The following is an 18,278-nucleotide window of genomic DNA, read 5'->3' as shown; positions in this document are numbered from 1 at the left end:
GCGTGAGTAGGCGGGGTCGCAAAGATGTTGAAGGAAATGCTGGCGTCGAACGCCGGCAAATTGGTCGCGGCATGCGTCTGTCCGGTGGTGGCGGGCACCGTCGCGCTGAAGGTGCCGCCGGTTCGCTCGGCGATCCACAAGGCGACGGCGCCGCAGCCCAAGCGCACCGCACGGGCCAAGCCCCGCATCCGCGTGCCGGCAAAGGAAATGGCGAACAACAATGCTCCGGCCGCCGCGATGCCGCTGCTCTGCGCGGCGCCTCCCGTGATGCTCAACGAAGCGGCGTTGAAGCCTGCCTCGCTCGACATGCCCGTCTCCGTCCCGGCGCCCGACATGTCCGCCCGCTTCGAGGGCGGCTCTTCCAACTGCGCTCCCGTTACTGTTGCGGGTGGAGGCACGTTCCTGCGCATGGCGGCAGTCCCCGAGCCCGCGACCTGGGCGCAGATGATCGCGGGGTTCGCGCTCGCCGGCGCAGCGGTCAGGCGGCGCAGGCGCTCCCTTTGTCACATCAGAGTCACATCTCTGTCATAAGTGCCGCGCCATGTGAGGGCCGCAGCGCCGTGGGGGCGGCTGCCGGCCGATCTTGGAGGAATTCTCAGATGTTCAGGGCCTTGTGCCTTGCCGCCATGCTGGCGGTGCTCGGCGGTTGCGGCGGCGGCAGTGGTTCGGGCGATCGCGCGCGGAATATTTCGGGCGCGGGCGCGACCTTCCCCGCTTCGCTCTATTCCAAATGGTCGGAGGGCTATCGCGGCGAGACCAAGATCGGCCTCAACTATCAGGCGATCGGCTCCGGCGGCGGCATCAAGCAGATCAAGGCCAAGACGGTCGATTTCGGCGCCACCGACAAGCCGCTGACTGTCGAAGAGCTGGACAAGGCGGGTCTGTATCAATTCCCGACCATCATCGGTGGCGTGGTGCCGATCCTGAACGTGCAGGGCATTGCGCCCGGGCAGGTGAAGCTGACCGGTCCGCTGCTCGCCGACATCTTTCTCGGCGACGTCAAGAAGTGGAACGATCCGCGGATCGCCAGCCTCAATCCGGGTGTGAAGCTGCCGGATCAGGCGATCACCGTCGTCCACCGTTCCGACGGATCGGGCACCACCTTCCTGTTCACTTCGTATCTGGCGGGCGTCAGTCCGGCCTGGAAGCAGCGCGTCGGCACCAGCGACGCGGTGGCTTGGCCAACCGGCCTTGCCGGCAAGGGCAATGACGGCGTGTCGGCCTTCGTCAAGCAGACGGCCGGTTCGATCGGCTATGTTGAATATGCCTATGCCAAGCAGAACAACTCGGCCCATGCGCTGATGCAGAACAAGGACGGCCAGTTCGTCGCGCCCAGCGGCGAATCATTCGCGGCCGCCGCGGCGGGCGCGGACTGGGCCAAGGCGCCGGGCAATTACCTGCTGCTGGTCGATCAGCCGGGCGCCAAGAGCTGGCCGATCACCGGTGCCAGCTTCATCCTGGTCTACAAGGACCAGCCGAATGCCGAAACCGGCCGGGGCGTGCTGCGCTTCTTCGACTGGGCCTTCAACAAGGGCGATCAGGCCGCCGCACAGCTCGACTATGTGCCGCTGCCCGCCAATGTGAAGGACATGATCCGCAAGCAGTGGGCAGCGACACTGAAGGCGCAGGGCAAGCCGCTTTACCCGATCCAGTAAACGGTCACGCAACTGTCATATCGCGCGCCTAGCGCCGTTGCGGCGGTGCTGGGCGCGCTTTATTCGGCGCTGCGTTCCCAAGTGTTTCGAACATGAGAGCGAGGTTGCGGGTGGCCACAATTGCGCAGGGCGCGAGCGGGCTGGGAGCGGAGCGGCGCGGAAGTGCTGCCCGGCGCTGGGACGAATCGCTGTTCCGTGCCGCCTGTTTCTCCGCCGCCACTTTGCTGATGGCGGCGCTGGCTGGCGTCGTGATTTCGCTGGCGATCGGCGGCTGGCCCGCCTTCAAGGCGTTTGGCTTCGGCTTTCTGACCAGTTCCGACTGGAACCCGGTGACCGAGCTCTATGGCGCCGCCGGGCCGATCGCGGGCACACTGATCACCGCCGTGCTGGCGCTTGCCATGGCACTGCCGCTGGCGATGGGGGTCGCCATTTTCCTCACGGAATTCTGCCCCCCGCGGCTGGCGCGCCCGATCGCGATCGCAGTGGAGCTGCTCGCCGGCATTCCGTCGATCGTCTACGGCATGTGGGGCCTGTTCGTCTTCGCGCCCTGGTTCGCCGCGACTGTCCAGGGACCGCTGGCGGCGAGTGTCGATCCGGAGAGCTTCCTGGGAGGGCTGGTGGCGGGCGTTCCGAACGGCGCCAACATCTTCACCGCCTCCGTGATCCTCGCGATCATGATCCTGCCCTATATGGCCGCGGTATTCCGGGAGCTGTTCCTGTCGGTGCCGCCGCAGGTGCGGGAAGCGGGTTTCGGCCTCGGCGGAACTTCGTTCGAAGTAGTGAGCCGGGTGATCGTGCCTTATGTTCGCCGCGGCACCGTCGGCGTGATCATGCTGGGTCTCGGCCGCGCGCTCGGCGAGACGATGGCGGTCACCTTCATCATCGGCAACGCGCACGGCTTTCCGAGCTCGCTCTTCTCGGCGGGTTCGACCATCGCCTCGACGATCGCCAACGAGTTCACCGAAGCGACCGGCGAGCTGCACGAGGCGTCGCTGATCGCACTGGGCTTGGTGCTCTTCCTGATCACCTTCTCGGTGCTCGCGATCGCGCGCCTGCTGCTGTCGACCCAGAGGCACTGACATGATGAGCCGCGCCCTTCGCCGCCGCATCTGGAACGGCCTGTTCATCGGGGCGACCGCACTCGCGACCGTCGTTGCGCTCGTCGCCTTGTTCCTGATCCTCTGGTCGCTGCTGACTCAGGGCGCGGCGGGTCTGGGGCCCGCCATCTTCGCCGAAGATACGCCGGCGCCCGGTTCGCCCGGCGGTCTGCGCAATGCGATTGTCGGGTCGCTAATCATGTGCGGCGTCGGCATGGTGATCGCGCTGATCGTCGGCATCTTGGCCGGCACCTGGCTCAGCGAATATGGCGGCCGCAGCCGCTACGCCCATGTCGTGCGGTTCCTGAACGACGTGCTGCTGTCGGCGCCTTCGATCCTGGTCGGCCTGTTCGTCTACGAAATATTGGTGCGTCCATTCGAAGGCTTCTCCGCCTATGCGGGCGCGGTGGCGCTGGCCTTCCTGGCGACACCTGTGGTGGTGCGCACGACCGAGGATATCCTGAGCCTGCAGCCGGGCGCGCTACGCGAAGCTGGCATGGCGCTGGGCGCGGCGCGAGCGAAGGTAATCCGTTCGATCATCTGGCGTGGCGCGCGGGCGGGTCTCGTGACCGGCGGCCTGCTCGGCTTCGCGCGCATCAGTGGCGAGACCGCGCCTTTGCTGTTCACCTCACTTGGCAACCAGTATCTGAACACCGACCTGTCGCAGCCGATGGCGGCGCTGCCGACCACCATCTTCCAGTTCGCCTTGAGCGCCTACGACGATTGGCGCCAGCTCGCCTGGACTGGCGCGCTGCTGATCGCCGCCGCCGTGCTCGCCATCAACATCATCGGTCGCTTTCTGACCCGGGAGACCCGCCGCTCATGACGCTTGCAGACGCCGAACTGGACGAGGCGCCGCATCTCGAAGCGCCGCCCGCGGACGCGCTCGTCATCGAAACGCGCGGGCTGAACTTCTTCTACGGTGCGACCCAGGCGCTGCATGGCGTCAACCTGGGCATTGCGCGCAACCGCATCACCGCGCTGATCGGTCCCTCGGGCTGCGGCAAGTCGACGCTGCTGCGCGCAATGAACCGGATGTACGACCTCTACCCGGGTCAGCGCGCCGAGGGCGAGATCCTGCTCGACGGCAAGGACATTCTCCGCCCGCGCACCGATGTCGCCGATCTGCGGGCGCGGGTCGGCATGGTGTTCCAGAAGCCGACGCCGTTTCCCATGTCGATCTACGACAATGTCGCCTTCGGCGTGCGGCTGCATTCGAGCAAGTCGAAGGCCGAACTGGACGAGATCGTCGAACGCTCGCTTCGCCGCGCTGCGCTGTGGGAAGAGGTCGAGCATAAGCTGTCCAGCTCGGGCCTCGGCTTGTCGGGCGGCCAACAGCAGCGGCTGTGCGTCGCGCGCGGCATCGCGGTAGAGCCCGAGGTGCTGTTGCTCGACGAGCCGGCGTCCGCGCTCGATCCGGTCTCGACCGCCAAGCTCGAGGACACGCTGCTGCAGCTGAAGAAGGACTATACGATCGTCATCGTGACCCATAATCTGCAGCAGGCGGCGCGCATCGCCGACTATACCGGCTTCATGTTCATGGGCCGGCTGATGGAGTTTGCGCCCACCGCGTCGCTCTTCTCGACGCCGCGCTTGGTGCGCACGCGCAACTACGTCACCGGCCGCTTCGGGTAAGTCAAACCGAACGCCAAAACGCCGCCGCTCTTGCGAGCGGCGGCGCCGGCATCCCCTTTTACTCCCGTCTTTTCTTTTATGCTGTGACCCGCGCCATCCGCGACCGGCGGCGCGACGCCATGCCGGCGAGCCCGAAGCCACCGACCATCATCGCCCAGGTCGCCGGCTCGGGAATCGCCGCGACTGGGACGGAGACCTGGCCCAGCGTGAAGATCGGCTGGTTCCGCTCGGCTGCCGGATTGTTCTTGGTCGTGAGCGTGAAGAACGCGTCCACCGCGGTATCGCCGAACACCGAACGGGCGCCGATCAGCGGGAAGTTGAACGGCGGCAGCGGCCCGGTCGTCGTGCGGAAGCTGGGGCCGGTATAGGTGAACACCAGATTGGCGATGTTCGGATCGTCGTTGAAGCCCGGCGTCACCAGCGTGCCCGTGGTCGTGTTCTGGACGCTCGCGACCAGATCGGGGCTGCCCGAGAAGATCGAGCCGTTGATATAGCCTGCGAAGTCGAAGATCACGAAGCGGTCGCCGCTGCGCACACCTTCGTCCGGACCCAGCGTTGCCTGATAGCTGAAGGTGAAGTTGCCAGGGCCGCCCGAGATGCTCTGCAGCGTCAGCACCGCAGCATTCGCGGACCCCACCATTCCGAATGCCGCCAGCGCGGCCAAAGCTATTTTTTTCATTACTTATGTTTCCCTTGCGAGCCCAACCGGCACGGACAAGATGTCCGCGCCGGCCGGGTTACTCATGAGTCCTGATTGTGCCGGAGCTTGAAGGGAACTCCGGCTAGGTTCAGGCAGTGACCTGTGCAACGCGGGCCCGGCGACGGGTCGCCGCGCCGAGCAGGCCGAAGCCGCCCAGCATCATCGCCCAGGTCGCCGGTTCCGGAATGGCGTTCGGGACCGACACGTTGCCGAGCGTGAACACCGGCGTGTTGGAGCCGCCCGGCAGCCCGTTCGGATTGTTCTTGGTCGTCTGCGTGAAGAACGCATCGGCAACGACGAAGCGGAAGGTCGAGCGCGCGCCCAGGCCGTTGAAGTCGAGCGGCGCGAACGGGCCATTCTCGTTGCGGAAGTCCGGGCCGACATAGGTGAAGACCAGGTTCACGACATTGGGATCATCGGTGAAACCCGGGGTCACCGGATCGCTCGACGTCAGTTCAGTCGTTGCAACGACGTTTGGCGACGGCGAGAAGATCGAGTTGGCGATATAGCCGTTGAAATCGTAGATCACGAGCCGGTCGCCGCTACGGAGACCTTCATCCGGGCCAAGCGTGCCCTGATAGCGGAAGGTGTTATCGTTCAGACCATTGTTGGTGATGCTTTGCAGCGTGATCACTGCAGCATTCGCCGAACCTGCCAGACCAACTGCCGCTGCTGCGGCCAATACCCATTTTTTCATAACCAGGCTCCCTGTGCGGTTGCGACCCCCGCTCTTCAACCGAAGCCCACGCCCTCTTAGGGGTATGCGCTCAGGCGCTAGAACACGGCCCGAGCATTCCGGTTCACTTCTGGTTAACTTTTTTTTGGAGCGTTTCGCCGCACTGCAGCATCGGCAGTTTGCCTGCGCCGAACGTTGACCGGGAGGGGCAAGATGGCCAAGGCGCGGCATGCGCTTCTTCTCCGACAACGCGGCCGCCGCGCATCCCGCGGTGCTGACGGCGCTGAGTGCCGCCAACTGCCTGGATACCGCCTATGACGGCGACGGTTTTTCGGCGCGCTTGGACGCCGCTTTCTCCGGTCTGTTCGAGACCGAGGTGCGCGCGCTTTGGATCGCGACGGGAACGGCAGCCAACAGCCTGGCGCTCGCCGCCTTGTGCCCGCCGCATGGCGGCGTGATTTGCCATCGCGAGGCGCACATCAATGTGGATGAGTGCGGCGCGCCCGAGTTCTTCACCCATGGCGCGAAGCTGCTGACCGCCGACGGACCGGGCGCCAAGCTGACGCCGGAGGCGGTGGAGCAGGTCGCAGGCGCAATCCGCGACGATGTCCACCAGGTTCAGCCGCGGGCGCTATCGATCACCAACGCTACCGAATACGGTCTTGTCTATACACCGGAGGAAGTTGGGGCGCTCGGCGATGTCGCCAGGCGCCGCAGCCTCGGCTTTCACATGGATGGAGCCCGTTTCGCCAATGCGGTCGCGCATCTCGGCTGCAGTCCCGCCGACCTGACCTGGCGCGCGGGCGTCGATGCGCTGAGCTTCGGCTTCGTAAAAAATGGCGGTTTGTCGGCGGAAGCGCTGGTGTTCTTCAGAACCGATTTGGCGGCAGCCACGCTCTACCGGCGCAAGCGCGCGGGGCATCTTCTCTCCAAGGGCCGTTACCTTGCCGCGCAGTTGCTCGCGATGCTCGAAGGCAGCCAGTGGCTGGACAACGCCCGGGCCGCCAACCGCGGCGCGGCGCTCCTCGCGCAGGCCGCCGGAGACCGGCTCGTCTATCCCGTCGAAGCGAACGAAGTCTTTCTCCGCGTGACGCCGGAAGAGGCGGCGAAGCTGCGCTCACTCGGCTTCGACTTTTATGATTGGGGGCCAGGCGAGGCGCGGCTGGTCGTCAGCTGGGACCAGGACGAAGCTGCGATCCGGCCGCTGGCAGACGCGATCGCCGGACTGTGACCGAGCCGCCGCTGCCACCCCGGGTGCGAGCGCATGTCCTCGTCCCGTTCATCCTTGTCACGCTGATATGGGGCTCGACCTGGCTGGTGATCCGGGACCAGCTCGGGGTGGTGCCCGCGGGATGGTCGGTCACCTACCGCTTCCTGATCGCCAGCGCCGGAATGTTCACCTATGCGCTGGCGACCGGCGCCAGCCTTGCGGTACCGCGTTCCAGCTGGGGCGTGTTGCTGCTGGTCGGCATCCCGCAGTTCGTGCTGAACTTCAACCTGGTCTATCGCGCTGAGGCCTATATCACCTCTGGCCTCGTGGCAGTGATTTTCGCGCTGCTGCTGGTGCCGAACGCGATCCTTGCCCGCATCTTCTTGGGGCAAGGCCTTTCCCGCCCGTTCCTGATCGGCTCGCTGGTGGCGATGTTCGGCATCGGCCTGCTTTTCGCGCATGAAGTGAAACTGGACGGCGCCGACAATCGGGCTGTGTTCGCGGGCATTGGCCTGACGCTCGTCGCCGTGCTGTGCGCTTCGATCGCGAACGTGGTTCAGGCACTGGAGCGGGCGCGGAGCATCCCGATCCCGACGCTGCTGGCATGGAGCATGGCTATCGGCGCCCTCATCAACGGCGGGCTTGCGTGGATCATGGCCGGCCCGCCGACCTTCGACACCAGGATCGGCTATATCGCCGGCCTGATCTATCTCGGCCTGGCGGCGTCTGCCTTCGCCTTCCTGCTATACTACCGGATCATCCGAGAAATCGGTGCTGCCCGTGCCGCTTATTCGAGCGTGCTGGTGCCGATCATCGCCATGGCTCTGTCTACAGTGTTCGAAGGCTATCGCTGGTCGGTCACGGCCGCGCTGGGCGGTGCGCTGACGCTTGCCGGGCTTGTGCTGGCGCTCAGGGCGCGAAGCCCTTCGCGGTAGGTGGGGAAGCGCGGTTGCCAGCCGAGCACGCGCTTGGCCTTGCCGTTGGCGACGCGGCGGCTCTCATCGTAGAAGGCCCGGGCGGGGGCGGACAGCTGATCCGGTCGCAGCAGAGGCGGCAGCGGCGCGCCGGCCAGCGCGGCTGCATAGGCAATCACTTCATCCTGCGGCGCGGGGAGGTCATCGGCAAGGTTGTACGCGCCCGGCGGAGCATCGAAGGCCGCCAGGACGCCGCTCACAATGTCCTCGACATGGATGCGGCTGAACATCTGCCCTGGCGCGTCCACCCGATAGGCCCTGCCATCCGCGATGCGATCGAGCGGGGATCGGCCGGGGCCATAGATGCCGGGCAGGCGGAACACACGCGCGCCGAGCGCCAGCCAGGCCCGGTCGGTTTCGGCGCGCGCACCGCGCCTGCCGCCGCCGACGGGCGCGCTTTCATCCACCCAGGCCCCGCCCGTGTCGCCATAGACGCCGGTTGAGGAAAGATAGCCTAGCCACTTGCCGGTGTTCGCCAAAGCGGAGGCGTAGCGAAGCAGCACCGGATCGCTTCCGCCATCGGGCGGGACGCTCGACACTATATGTGTCGCGGTGGCGATCTCGGCGTCTGCTGCGTCTAACCTAGACCGACCGATCCGTATCACGGACCCATGCCGGTCCTCGACTGCATCGGCGATACGCGACCCGGTATAGCCGGGGCCGAAGATCAGGAGCCGGATCATGTTCCGGCTCTTGCCAAGCTTTAATCCATTGTCGAGCAAGCTTCTTGAATATGCCTGCCTTTTCGTCCGGAACGGACCGGACGAAAGGCTTTGTTAACCAGCAGCGCCTAACTCTCTCCAAAAAGGGGGCGCGGGGACCGCATGCTGTCGAATGCCGTCGAAAGTGAAGCGGCACGGGCCCTGTCGCCCAGGGTTGCGTGGCCGACGCTCACCTTCGCGGCATTGCTGTTGCTCGTTCAGGCTGGCCTGCTCGCCCTTGGGATTGCCGGCAACCTGTCGCCCTGGTGGCTGACGCTGCCGCTCGGTCTTTGTGCCTATCTCTCTTACACGCCCGCTCATGAAGCCATTCACCGCAACATCGTCCGGTCGCGCCGCTTCGATCCGGTGAACCGGCTGATCGGCTGGTGGTCCGCGCTCTCGACCGGCATGAGCTGGCCGCTGCTGCTGCGCACCCACCTCGCCCACCATACCCACACCAACGCCCCCGAGGATCCAGATGCTTTCGTTCAGGGATCGCTGCCGCGGCTTTTCGCCCTAGCTGCCCTCTCGGTGGGCACCAACCTGATCCCCGTGCCCATTTGGGGCCTGATCTATGGCAAAAAAGTCCCGAACCTTGGCTATCTCGACGGCTGGAAAGTCATGAGTGCAGCCGAGTGGCGGCAGCACCAGATTGCGCACACGCTGACGTGCTTGGGCGTCTGGAGCCTCATCTTCGCCGGCCAAGGCGCCGCGGTTTTCGCGCTATACGTGGTGCCCGCGACAATGGGCCGGCTGCTGATGGGCATTTTCCTCAGCTGGCTGCCGCACCGGCCATTCACGAGCGGAGATCGCTACAGGACGGCGACCATCCGCAATGGCCGCCTTCTGGCTCTGGTATCCATGGGCCACAGCCTGCACCTGGTGCATCATCTCTGGCCCCGCGTACCCTTCTACCGGTACGGCAAGCTCTATCGCCAGCTGGCGCCGGTGCTGAGCGAACGCGGTGTCGAGATCGGCTAAAGCGTTAGAGCGCGACCTCGGCGACCTTGTCCTGATAGTCCTTCTTGGGATCCTTCCCCAGTAGCGACTTGATGCCGGCGAACATGCTGTTCTCGTTCAGCCAGATCTGCGCCGAGACCGGATCAAGCCGGATCAGCTGGAGATTGGGATCGTCCTTGCCGCCTTCATACCAAGCCGCGGCAAAGGGGTTCCAGAGCCGGTCGATGGTCTCGCGGTCATTGTCGAGCTCCAGCCGCCCGTCGATGGTCGCGAACAGGTCGTGGCCCTTGGATGCAAAGGTCGCGACCGCGCGATCGTTCTGGCGCATCGCCTCGACCAAGCCGTTATCTTTGGTTGTGAAAAACCAGATATAGTGCGAGCCGTCCTGCAGCTGCGCAGTCATTGGCTGAGTCTTGTCATGGTTGACGCCCTCCACGCCCAGCATGACGGTCATGTCGGACTTGAGCGACTTCCAGAATTTCGCGGTGATTTCGGCTTCACTGGCCATGTCGTTGCTCCTCGGCGGTTCGCGCGAACAAACCGCCGAGGGTGCAACCATGTTCCGATCAGCTGAAGACGACGCCCGGCCGCCGGATGCGCAGGCTGCCGCCGGCGAAACCGAAGCCGAGGATCATCAGCGCCCAGCTTGCGGGTTCGGGCACGGCAGCGGTCAGCACGACATTGTCGAGGCCCATGCCGGCCTGCGCCGCGGCGATGCCGTAGATGCGAACGCCGATCTGGTTGGAGGCCGCCGTCGCGCTGAGCGTGCGGCGCACCCAGGTGCCACCGGTCGGATCGGTGAAGCTGTCGGTCGCCAGCACCACATTGCTGTTCGGATCGAACAGGTCATAGCCGATCGTGCCGCCTCGGGAGTTTGTCGCCCAAGCCGTGGTGTCGAGCGAAAGGTTATACATTTGGCCGGCAGTAACGCCGACCACCTGGAACAGGCCGCCGATCGCGCCCGCCTGGTTCATGTCCAGGAACTGCACACCGTCGGACGCGTCGACGAGAACCGCCGGGCCTTGCGTGTAGTTGTTGTGGATCAGGTCCACGCCATCGGCGAATTGCGTCCAGCCTGGAGTGCTGGCGAAGCTGCGGATAAACCACGGGGCCCCGGTAATCTGTGGCGTTTCGAAGCTGCCATTGGTCAGCAGATTGGCGGATGCCGGCGCCGCAAGGACGCCCAGTGCCGCGGTCGCGGCGAGAAACCTCTTCATTAGCAACCCCCGTTCAGGCGCGACTCACCCAGCCGCGCCTGAATAAGGTATCAGGACACCGCTCTTTCCCAATCAGGCAAAAACGGACATTCCCGTTTTGGCACGGGCTTAGAAGACTTCGAACAGTCCCGCCGCGCCCATGCCGCCGCCGACGCACATGGTGACGACGACATATTTCGCGCCGCGGCGCTTGCCTTCGATCAGGGCGTGCCCGGTCATGCGGGCGCCCGACATGCCGTAGGGATGGCCGATCGAGATCGCGCCGCCATTGACGTTCAGCAGCTCGTTGGGGATGCCAAGCTTGTCGCGGCAATAAAGGACCTGCACGGCGAAAGCCTCATTTAGCTCCCACAGGCCGATATCGTCCATCTTGAGGCCGTGGCGGCTGAGCAGCTTGGGAATGGCGAAGACGGGTCCGATACCCATTTCGTCGGGCTCGGTGCCGGCGACCGCCATACCGACATAGCGGCCGAGTGGCTGCAGCCCGCGCTGCTCGGCAAGCTTCGCTTCCATCAGCACGGACGCCGAGGCGCCGTCGGACAGCTGCGACGCGTTGCCGGCGGTGATGTTGAGGTCGGGGCCGAGCACCGGCACCAGCGACTTCAGCCCCTCGAGCGTGGTCTCGGGCCGGTTGCCCTCATCCTTGGTGAGGGTCACTTCCTTATAAGAGACTTCCTTGGTCTCCTTGTTCTGCACGCCCATGTTCGCGGTCACGGCGATGATCTCGTCGTCGAACTTGCCGGCGGCCTGAGCGGCGGCGGTGCGCTGCTGCGACTGGAGCGCATACTCGTCCTGCGCGTCGCGGCTGACATTGTAGCGCTTCGCCACGACCTCGGCGGTCTGGAGCATCGGCATGTAGATGTCCTGATGCATCGCGATCAGCTCTGGGTCGGGGGCGACGCGCATCTGCGGAGTCTGCACGAGCGAAATGCTCTCGACGCCGCCGCCGATCGCGACATCCATATTGTCGACGACGATCTCCTTCGCCGCGGTGGCGATCGCCATCAGGCCGGAGGCGCACTGGCGATCCAGCGACATGCCGCTGACACTCGTCGGCAGCCCGGCGCGGAGCAGGGCCTGGCGGGCGATGTTGCCGGCCTGGTGACCCTGCTGAAGCGCGGCGCCCCACACCACGTCCTGCACTTCGGCCGGGTCGATCTTCGCGCGCTCGACGGCGGCGCGGATCGCATGGGCGGAAAGGCTCTGGCTCGGCAGATTGTTGAAGGCGCCGCGATAGGCGCGGCCGATAGGCGTGCGGGCAGTGGAAACGATGACGGCGTCGCGCATGATGCTCACCTCTGCTGTGATTTGCGCGCTGCTCTACGGCAGCCGGAGAGCCGAGCCAAGCACGCTACGGAAAGGGTGAATGCGCGCGAGCGGACTGGTCGCCGCCCTTCCCCTTCATTATGGCGGGGGCACCAAGTCATGACGGGGTGCGCATGGAAACGGCCGTCCGCAAGAAGCTGAGCGCGATCCGGGCCGCGTTGCGGCATCTTTTCGATCGGGGCGGCGGTTTCTTCGTCCAGTATGATTATGTCGACAGCATCCGCCCGGTCGAACGACCCTATGAAGCGGTCGAGCAGCTTTGTGAGGCGGCGCCGTTTCGCGAATTCCTCGCCGAGATGAACCGTGACATCCCCAACTATCAGCAGCTTGGGTCATCCGCCGACGACCCAGACTGGAATGGCCGGATGTTCCCGCCGCTCGACTGCGCTGCGCTGTACACGGCCGTGCGCAAGTTCCAGCCCAAGCGGATCGTCGAGATCGGATCGGGCGACACGACCCGGTTTATGGCACGCGCGGCGGCGCCCTCGACGCGCATTACTTGCATCGATCCCGCGCCTCGCCGGTCGATCGAACATCTGCCGGTCGAGTTCGTGCGCCGGGTTTTGACGGACGACGATGTCGAGACCTGTGCGCAGCTGGAGGCCAACGACATCCTCTTCATCGACAGCAGCCACATCATGCTGCCGGGGATGGACGTGGACATCGAGTTCAACCGCATCTTCCCGCGCCTGCAGCCGGGCGTGATCGTCCATGTTCACGACATTTTTTTGCCGTTCGATTATCCGTCGGATTGGCGCGACCGCCACTGGTCTGAGCAGAACGCGCTGGTCGGCTGGCTATTCGGCGCGTTCGAGATTGTCTTCCCCGGCCACTATGTGGTGCGCCGCCATCCGGAGCTGATCGACGAAGCGGTTGGTGCGTTTCCGCAAGCTGCGGTCAAGGACGCCGGCAGCATGTGGCTCCGCAAACGAGCGGTCCGATAAAAAGGGGAGCGCGAACGCTCCCCTTTCCCCCTGTCGAAGTCGTTGGATCAGGCGATTGCGGAAGCCGGACGCCGGCGGCGTGCGGCTGAGCCGGCAAGCGCGAAGCCGCCGATCATCATCGCCCAGGTCGCCGGTTCGGGCACCGCGTTGACGGGTCCCGGAGGCGTGAGGCCCGCCACCTGTTGAGCGGTAAGCGCCGTGTCGTACACGCGAATATAGTCGACGAAGCCGCTCGACGACTCGCCCCCGCCGGTGGCAGTGTCATCGCGCAGCAGCCACAGCGCGTTCGGCAAGGTCGTCGCACCGGCATTGTTGAACGACAGCACAGCGGTACCGTTCACATATCCGGTGAAATCGCCGGCGGCGTTGCGGGTCACCACCACGGTCGCGAGCTGGCCGGCCGTGAAGACCGGTCCCGACGAGCCGATCGGATAGAAGTTCAGCGCGCTGTTCAGATTGTAGAGACCAGTGTCGCTGCCCACGCCCGGGATGTTCGCGATTTTGCGATAGCCGGAAAGGGAGTCCAAGCTGAAGCGCAGTTCGAGCGAATAGTCGCTTTGGCCGCTGAAGCCGCTGATCAGCGTTCCTTCATTGGCGTCGAACGTGATGCCGGTGGCGCCGAGGCTGCCATCGGTGGTCAGCGTCAGCGGGCCGCCTGCCTGGTTCGCCGCGCTGCCATCAAGCCGGAAGTCGCCAATCACCGCAGCCTGAGCCGGCATGGCGAGAGCGGACGCTGCAAGCAACGCAAGCATGCTGGTCTTCATCATATCACCCCTTGTACCCGCGCCGACTCTGCCGGTCGCGGATTCTTCATACAAGAATTCGGACATCGCCGCTTGGACGAATTCGCCGCTTTTGAGAGATGTCCCGTTCAGGGACAGTCACTTAGACGAAGAATTGGCTGACCCATTCGGCCATCAGCGCCGGCTTGTCCTCGCCTTCGATCTCGAGCGTATATTCGACTGTCTGCTGCCATTGGCCGGGGCGCTTTTCGTCCAGTTGGAGCAGCTTGAAATGGCCGCGGACGCGCTTGCCCGAGCGGACGGGTGCGAGAAAGCGGGTTTTGTTGCCGCCATAATTCACGCCCATCTTGATGCCGTCGAGGCGCGGCAAATCGGCCTTTGACGTCAGCAGCGGCATCAGCGACAGCGACAGGAACCCGTGGGCGATGGTGGTGCCGAACGGCGTCTGTTTGGCCCGCTCCGGATCGACATGGATGAACTGATGGTCGCCGGTCGCATCCGCGAATTTGTCGATCATTTCCTGGCTGACCGTCACCCATTCCGAGGTTCCGATAGGCTGGCCGACCTTGGCTTTCAGTTCCTCGACGCTGACCGTGGGCATGGGCTTTCTTCTTTCCCCTTGATGGCGCTAGAGGCGCGTCATCTCCCGAAACTCAGCGCCCGACAAGGGCGAGGCCAGGACCGATGGATTCCGCAACGTCATCTTTTGCACCGCAGCTGAAGAGCCTTCACAGGGCGCCCGAGCCCGAGGTGCTCAAGCCGTTGCTGGAGCGCGCGCGGCTGACGCCGGCGGAGCGGGAAGCGGCGGAGCAGGTCGCGAACGGTCTGCTTGCCGATCTGCGGGCGGCGCAGTCGAGCGGCTGGGTCAACCAGTTCCTTCAGCAATACCGGCTGAACTCGTCGGAAGGCGTGGCTTTGCTGTCACTGGCCGAGGCGTTCCTGCGCGTGCCCGATCCGGAGACCGCCGACCAGCTGATCGCCGACAAGTTCGGCGATGCCGACTGGAAGGCGCATGCCGGGCAATCCTCGTCCAAGCTGGTCAACACCGCGACTTGGGGGCTGATCGTCGGCAAGGCGCTGGTCAGCGAAGGGGGGCAGGGCGGGGTGCTGCGGCGGCTGATCAGCCGCGCCGGCGAGCCGTTCGTCCGCCAGGCGGTCGGCGCGGCGATGCGGATGATGGGCGAGGTCTTCGTGATGGGCCGCACCATCGACGAAGCGATGCGGCGCATGCAGCGGCCGGAGAATCGCGGCTTTACCGCCAGCTTCGACATGCTCGGCGAGGCGGCAAGAACCTTCCCGGACGGGCAACGCTATTTCGACGCCTATATGGGTGCGATCGACGCGGTCGGATCGGACCCGGCTGCAGGGCATTCCATTTCCGTCAAGCTCTCCGCCCTCCACCCGCGCTACGAAGTGCCGCAATGGGATCGCTGCGTGCCGGCGCTTACCGAAATGCTGGAGGCATTGTGCGTCCGCGCGGCCGACAAGGGCATCGCGCTCACCGTTGATGCAGAGGAGTCGGAGCGGCTGGAGATGAGCCTGGACATCATCTCCGCCGTCGCGCGGCTGCCGCGGCTGAAGGGCTGGGACGGCTATGGCATGGCGGTCCAGGCCTATGGGAAGCGCTGCCGTGCGGTCATCGGCTGGGCCGATGGGCTGGGGCAGGAGACCGGGCGGCGGATGAACGTTCGCTTGGTCAAGGGCGCTTATTGGGACAGCGAGATCAAGCGGACCCAGGAAGCGGGCCTGAGTGACTATCCGCTGTTCACCCGCAAGGCGGCGACCGATGTCTCCTATCTCGCCTGCGCGCGCGACATGCTCGATGCGAAGGGCATCGCGCCCGCCTTTGCGAGCCATAATGCGCTGACCGTCGCCACCCTCGTCGCCTGGGCCGGCACGTCGCGCGACTTCGAGTTCCAGCGGCTGCATGGCATGGGCGAGGGGCTCTACGAGCGGCTGGTGCGGGAAGAAGGCTACAAGTGCCGCATCTACGCACCGGTCGGCGGCCACCGCGACCTGCTCGCCTATCTGGTGCGACGCCTGCTCGAGAATGGCGCGAACTCTAGTTTCGTCCACCAGCTCGCCGATGAGCGGCTGACTGACGGGGAACTGCTCGCCGACCCGGTCGAGAAGATCGCCAAGGTCGGCGGCGCACGCCACCCGAGCATCCCGCTCCCCCGCGACCTGTTCGCGCCCGAGCGGCCGAACAGCGAAGGTATGGACCTGCAGGATCGGGACGTGTTGGAGGGGGTTGCGAGGGAGATTTCTCAGTGCTCCGGCGAAGGCCGGAGCGTTGCGAAACAGGGCTCCGGCCTTCGCCGGAGCACACCGGATGAGATGGTGGCGAAAGCTCAAGCAGCCTTCCCCGCCTGGTCCGCACGCCCCGTGCACGAGCGCGCCGCCTGCCTCGACCGGCTGGCCGACCTGCTCGAGACGCACCGCACGGAGCTGATGGCGATCTGCGTGCACGAGGCGCGCAAGACCATCCCCGATGCGCTCGCCGAAGTGCGGGAGGCGGTCGATTTCTGCCGCTACTACGCCGCCCAGGCGCGCGAGAAGCTGGTGCCGGTGGAACTCCCCGGACCGACCGGCGAGCGCAATGTACTGCGCCACGAGGGGCGCGGCGTCTGGGCGACGATTGCGCCATGGAATTTCCCGCTCGCCATTTTCCTCGGCCAGACGGCTGCCGCGCTCGTCGCCGGCAATGCGGTTGTGGCAAAGCCGGCGCCGCAGACGCCCCGCATCGCCACGCGCGCGGTCGAGCTCGCGCGCCAGGCAGGCATTCCCGCCGATGTGCTGATCCTGGCGCCTGGCGGCCCGGAGATCGGTGCCGCCATCGTTGCCGATCCGCGCATTGCGGGCGTCGCCTTCACCGGCTCGACCAATACGGCGCGCAAGATCGCCCGCGCGCTGCTGGAGGATGAGAAACGTCCGCTGGTGCCGCTGATCGCGGAGACCGGCGGCGTCAACGCGATGATCGTCGACTCAACCGCGCTGGCCGAGCAGGTCGTGGCCGATGTCGTCACCTCCTCCTTCCGCTCGGCGGGGCAGCGTTGTTCGGCGCTGCGGCTGTTGCTGCTGCAGGAGGAGATCGCCGAGCCGACTCTGGAAATGCTGAGCGGCGCGATGGACACGCTGATCGTCGGCGACCCCGCGGATCCGGCGACCGATGTCGGGCCGGTGATCGACGGCACCGCCTATGAACATCTGATGGGTCACCGTGAGAAGACGCGGAACAACTGGATCCACACCGTCGATGTGCCTTCGCAGGGCAATTTCGTGCCGCCGACCGCCATTCGCCTGCGGAGCATGGACGATCTCGACCGCGAATGGTTCGGGCCGTTGCTGCACGTCGCGACCTGGAAGGCGGGCGAGCTCGAGCGGACGATCGAGCAGGTGAACGCGAAGGGCTTCGGCCTCACCATGGGCCTGCACAGCCGCATCGCGCGCTCGGCCGAGACCGTGGAGGCGCTGGCGCGGGTCGGCAATCTTTACGTCAACCGGTCGATGATCGGAGCGATCGTCGGGTCGCAGCCGTTCGGTGGCGAGGGGTTCAGCGGCACGGGACCCAAGGCCGGCGGACCGCACTACCTGCCGCGCTTCTGCGCCGAGCGTGTGACCAGCACGGACACGACCAGCTCGGGCGGCAATGCGACCCTGCTGAGCCTGGACGATATCGGCTTCTAGCCTAGCGGCAGGCGCGCCAGCCCATTTCGCCGCGTGCCGCCTGGTCGAGGTGGAGGTGGTCGCGGTGCGCGGCGTTGTAATCGGGGCTGAGCACGGTGGCGAAAAGCTTGCAGGCGCCGTCGCGCACCTCGCGCAGAAAGGCCTGCTCGGCGGGCGATCCGTCGTTCCAGTCGCCGACGACGCTCACCCTGCGTCCGTCGGTCAAGCGGAAGCCGGCGACGTCGATTGCGTTCGCCCGGGCATGCTCGCTCCAGTCACCCGTCGAGCGGCCATACATACGCCGGCAGCTATAGCTGCCGAAATGGTCAACGCGGGTGACGCGGGAGTGAAGGTGCCGCTCCGCCGCCGGCTGCACCACCTGTCCTTCCCACACGGCCAGCGCTGCCGCGACAGGACAGGCAAGGTCGAGTCGGCCGGGATAGGAGATGCGTAGCGCGCCGCCCGGGCGGAACCGAACGGCATTGTCATAGGCGCACTGGTCGGAGCCTGCGGGCGGCAGCGCCTCGTAACGAATGCCGGCCCTGAACAGCAGCGTGTGGCACTCGGCCGTGCTGTCACCAAGGCTGGCCAGCTTGCGGCCAGTGAACATGCCGACTGGCTGAGTGAGGTCAAGCGGGGTGAACGGCGAGTCCTGCGGCCGGCCCCGCGTCCAGACGAGCCAGGCGCAGATCAGAGCGACCAGGACGAAAGCAATGATCGTCAGGCGCCAGAGCTTCCTTGCTACGCGCATCTTCATTCTGTGTGCTCCGGCGA

General features: G+C 65.7%; 19 protein-coding genes. 10 read left to right on the top strand and 9 right to left on the bottom strand.

Features of this window, described 5'->3' with window-relative positions:
- Positions 1–24: 24 nt before the first annotated feature.
- The 5 genes from VGT77_RS10735 (at position 25) to pstB (ending at position 4,387) form a co-directional block, all read left to right on the top strand.
- Positions 25–531: a PEPxxWA-CTERM sorting domain-containing protein gene (locus VGT77_RS10735; protein WP_327462392.1), complete on the top strand. Its 507-nt coding sequence runs from the start codon at positions 25–27 to the stop codon at positions 529–531.
- 68 nt (positions 532–599) lie between these two features.
- The gene (gene pstS / locus VGT77_RS10730; RefSeq protein ID WP_327462390.1) at positions 600–1,655 is read left to right on the top strand and encodes a phosphate ABC transporter substrate-binding protein PstS; all 1,056 of its coding nucleotides are present in this window, start codon (positions 600–602) and stop codon (positions 1,653–1,655) included.
- Positions 1,656–1,765: 110 nt separating this feature from the next.
- Positions 1,766–2,734 carry a phosphate ABC transporter permease subunit PstC gene (pstC, locus tag VGT77_RS10725; protein WP_327462388.1) on the top strand — a complete coding sequence of 323 codons (969 nt, stop codon included), beginning with the start codon at positions 1,766–1,768 and terminating at the stop codon, positions 2,732–2,734.
- A gap of 1 nt (position 2,735) precedes the next feature.
- Entirely contained in the window at positions 2,736–3,578 is an 843-nt protein-coding gene (pstA, locus tag VGT77_RS10720; RefSeq protein ID WP_327462386.1) for a phosphate ABC transporter permease PstA, read from the top strand.
- On the top strand, positions 3,575–4,387 hold the full coding sequence (pstB, locus tag VGT77_RS10715; protein ID WP_327462384.1) for a phosphate ABC transporter ATP-binding protein PstB: 813 nt from the start codon (positions 3,575–3,577) through the stop codon (positions 4,385–4,387). The genes pstA and pstB overlap by 4 nt, the downstream gene beginning before the upstream one ends.
- Positions 4,388–4,463: 76 nt before the next feature.
- Here pstB and VGT77_RS10710 read toward each other — a convergent pair whose 3' ends face one another.
- Together VGT77_RS10710 and VGT77_RS10705 are read right to left on the bottom strand one after the other, a co-directional pair.
- Positions 4,464–5,066 carry a PEPxxWA-CTERM sorting domain-containing protein gene (locus tag VGT77_RS10710; RefSeq protein ID WP_327462382.1) on the bottom strand — a complete coding sequence of 201 codons (603 nt, stop codon included), beginning with the start codon at positions 5,064–5,066 and terminating at the stop codon, positions 4,464–4,466.
- A gap of 109 nt (positions 5,067–5,175) precedes the next feature.
- The gene (locus tag VGT77_RS10705) at positions 5,176–5,784 is read right to left on the bottom strand and encodes a PEPxxWA-CTERM sorting domain-containing protein (protein WP_327462380.1); all 609 of its coding nucleotides are present in this window, start codon (positions 5,782–5,784) and stop codon (positions 5,176–5,178) included.
- A 208-nt stretch (positions 5,785–5,992) separates the two neighbouring features.
- On the opposite strand from VGT77_RS10705, the gene VGT77_RS10700 reads away from it, so the two are divergent.
- Complete coding sequence (locus tag VGT77_RS10700; protein ID WP_327462378.1) at positions 5,993–6,994, top strand: threonine aldolase family protein; 1,002 nt, start codon at positions 5,993–5,995, stop codon at positions 6,992–6,994.
- Positions 6,991–7,908 carry a DMT family transporter gene (locus VGT77_RS10695; protein ID WP_327462376.1) on the top strand — a complete coding sequence of 306 codons (918 nt, stop codon included), beginning with the start codon at positions 6,991–6,993 and terminating at the stop codon, positions 7,906–7,908. Before VGT77_RS10700 ends, VGT77_RS10695 begins: the two co-directional genes overlap by 4 nt.
- On the opposite strand, the gene VGT77_RS10690 is transcribed toward VGT77_RS10695, so the two are convergent.
- Positions 7,818–8,630 carry an SDR family NAD(P)-dependent oxidoreductase gene (locus VGT77_RS10690; RefSeq protein ID WP_327462374.1) on the bottom strand — a complete coding sequence of 271 codons (813 nt, stop codon included), beginning with the start codon at positions 8,628–8,630 and terminating at the stop codon, positions 7,818–7,820. The genes VGT77_RS10695 and VGT77_RS10690 overlap by 91 nt on opposite strands.
- 141 nt (positions 8,631–8,771) lie before the next feature.
- On the opposite strand from VGT77_RS10690, the gene VGT77_RS10685 reads away from it, so the two are divergent.
- On the top strand, positions 8,772–9,629 hold the full coding sequence (locus tag VGT77_RS10685; RefSeq protein WP_327462372.1) for a fatty acid desaturase: 858 nt from the start codon (positions 8,772–8,774) through the stop codon (positions 9,627–9,629).
- A 4-nt stretch (positions 9,630–9,633) separates the two neighbouring features.
- Here the strand turns inward: VGT77_RS10685 and VGT77_RS10680 are convergent, their stop codons facing one another.
- The 3 genes from VGT77_RS10680 to VGT77_RS10670 form a co-directional block, all read right to left on the bottom strand.
- Positions 9,634–10,116 (bottom strand): pyridoxamine 5'-phosphate oxidase family protein, encoded by a 483-nt coding sequence (locus tag VGT77_RS10680; protein WP_327462370.1) that lies wholly within the window; start codon positions 10,114–10,116, stop codon positions 9,634–9,636.
- Positions 10,117–10,174: 58 nt separating this feature from the next.
- Positions 10,175–10,825: a PEPxxWA-CTERM sorting domain-containing protein gene (locus VGT77_RS10675; RefSeq protein ID WP_327462368.1), complete on the bottom strand. Its 651-nt coding sequence runs from the start codon at positions 10,823–10,825 to the stop codon at positions 10,175–10,177.
- Between the two features lie 108 nt (positions 10,826–10,933).
- Positions 10,934–12,112, bottom strand: a complete 1,179-nt coding sequence (locus tag VGT77_RS10670; RefSeq protein WP_327462366.1) for an acetyl-CoA C-acyltransferase — start codon at positions 12,110–12,112, stop codon at positions 10,934–10,936.
- Between the two features lie 152 nt (positions 12,113–12,264).
- Here VGT77_RS10670 and VGT77_RS10665 point away from each other — a divergent pair, with 152 nt between their 5' ends.
- Positions 12,265–13,095, top strand: coding sequence for a class I SAM-dependent methyltransferase (locus VGT77_RS10665; protein ID WP_327462364.1), 831 nt, complete (start codon positions 12,265–12,267; stop codon positions 13,093–13,095).
- 47 nt (positions 13,096–13,142) lie between these two features.
- Here the strand turns inward: VGT77_RS10665 and VGT77_RS10660 are convergent, their stop codons facing one another.
- Complete coding sequence (locus VGT77_RS10660; RefSeq protein ID WP_327462362.1) at positions 13,143–13,862, bottom strand: PEPxxWA-CTERM sorting domain-containing protein; 720 nt, start codon at positions 13,860–13,862, stop codon at positions 13,143–13,145.
- A gap of 118 nt (positions 13,863–13,980) precedes the next feature.
- On the bottom strand, positions 13,981–14,439 hold the full coding sequence (locus VGT77_RS10655) for a MaoC family dehydratase (RefSeq protein WP_327462360.1): 459 nt from the start codon (positions 14,437–14,439) through the stop codon (positions 13,981–13,983).
- A gap of 83 nt (positions 14,440–14,522) precedes the next feature.
- Between VGT77_RS10655 and putA the strand changes: the two genes are divergently transcribed.
- Positions 14,523–17,525 (top strand): bifunctional proline dehydrogenase/L-glutamate gamma-semialdehyde dehydrogenase PutA, encoded by a 3,003-nt coding sequence (putA, locus tag VGT77_RS10650; RefSeq protein ID WP_327462358.1) that lies wholly within the window; start codon positions 14,523–14,525, stop codon positions 17,523–17,525.
- A gap of 1 nt (position 17,526) precedes the next feature.
- Here the strand turns inward: putA and VGT77_RS10645 are convergent, their stop codons facing one another.
- Positions 17,527–18,255 carry an extensin family protein gene (locus VGT77_RS10645; RefSeq protein ID WP_414713388.1) on the bottom strand — a complete coding sequence of 243 codons (729 nt, stop codon included), beginning with the start codon at positions 18,253–18,255 and terminating at the stop codon, positions 17,527–17,529.
- Between the last annotated feature and the right edge of the window lie 23 nt (positions 18,256–18,278).

The organism is Sphingomonas sp., from assembly GCF_035944535.1.
GTDB lineage: Bacteria > Pseudomonadota > Alphaproteobacteria > Sphingomonadales > Sphingomonadaceae > Sphingomonas_B.
Note: the sequence above shows the minus strand (reverse complement) of the source record. Positions and strands in the feature narration are given on the sequence as shown.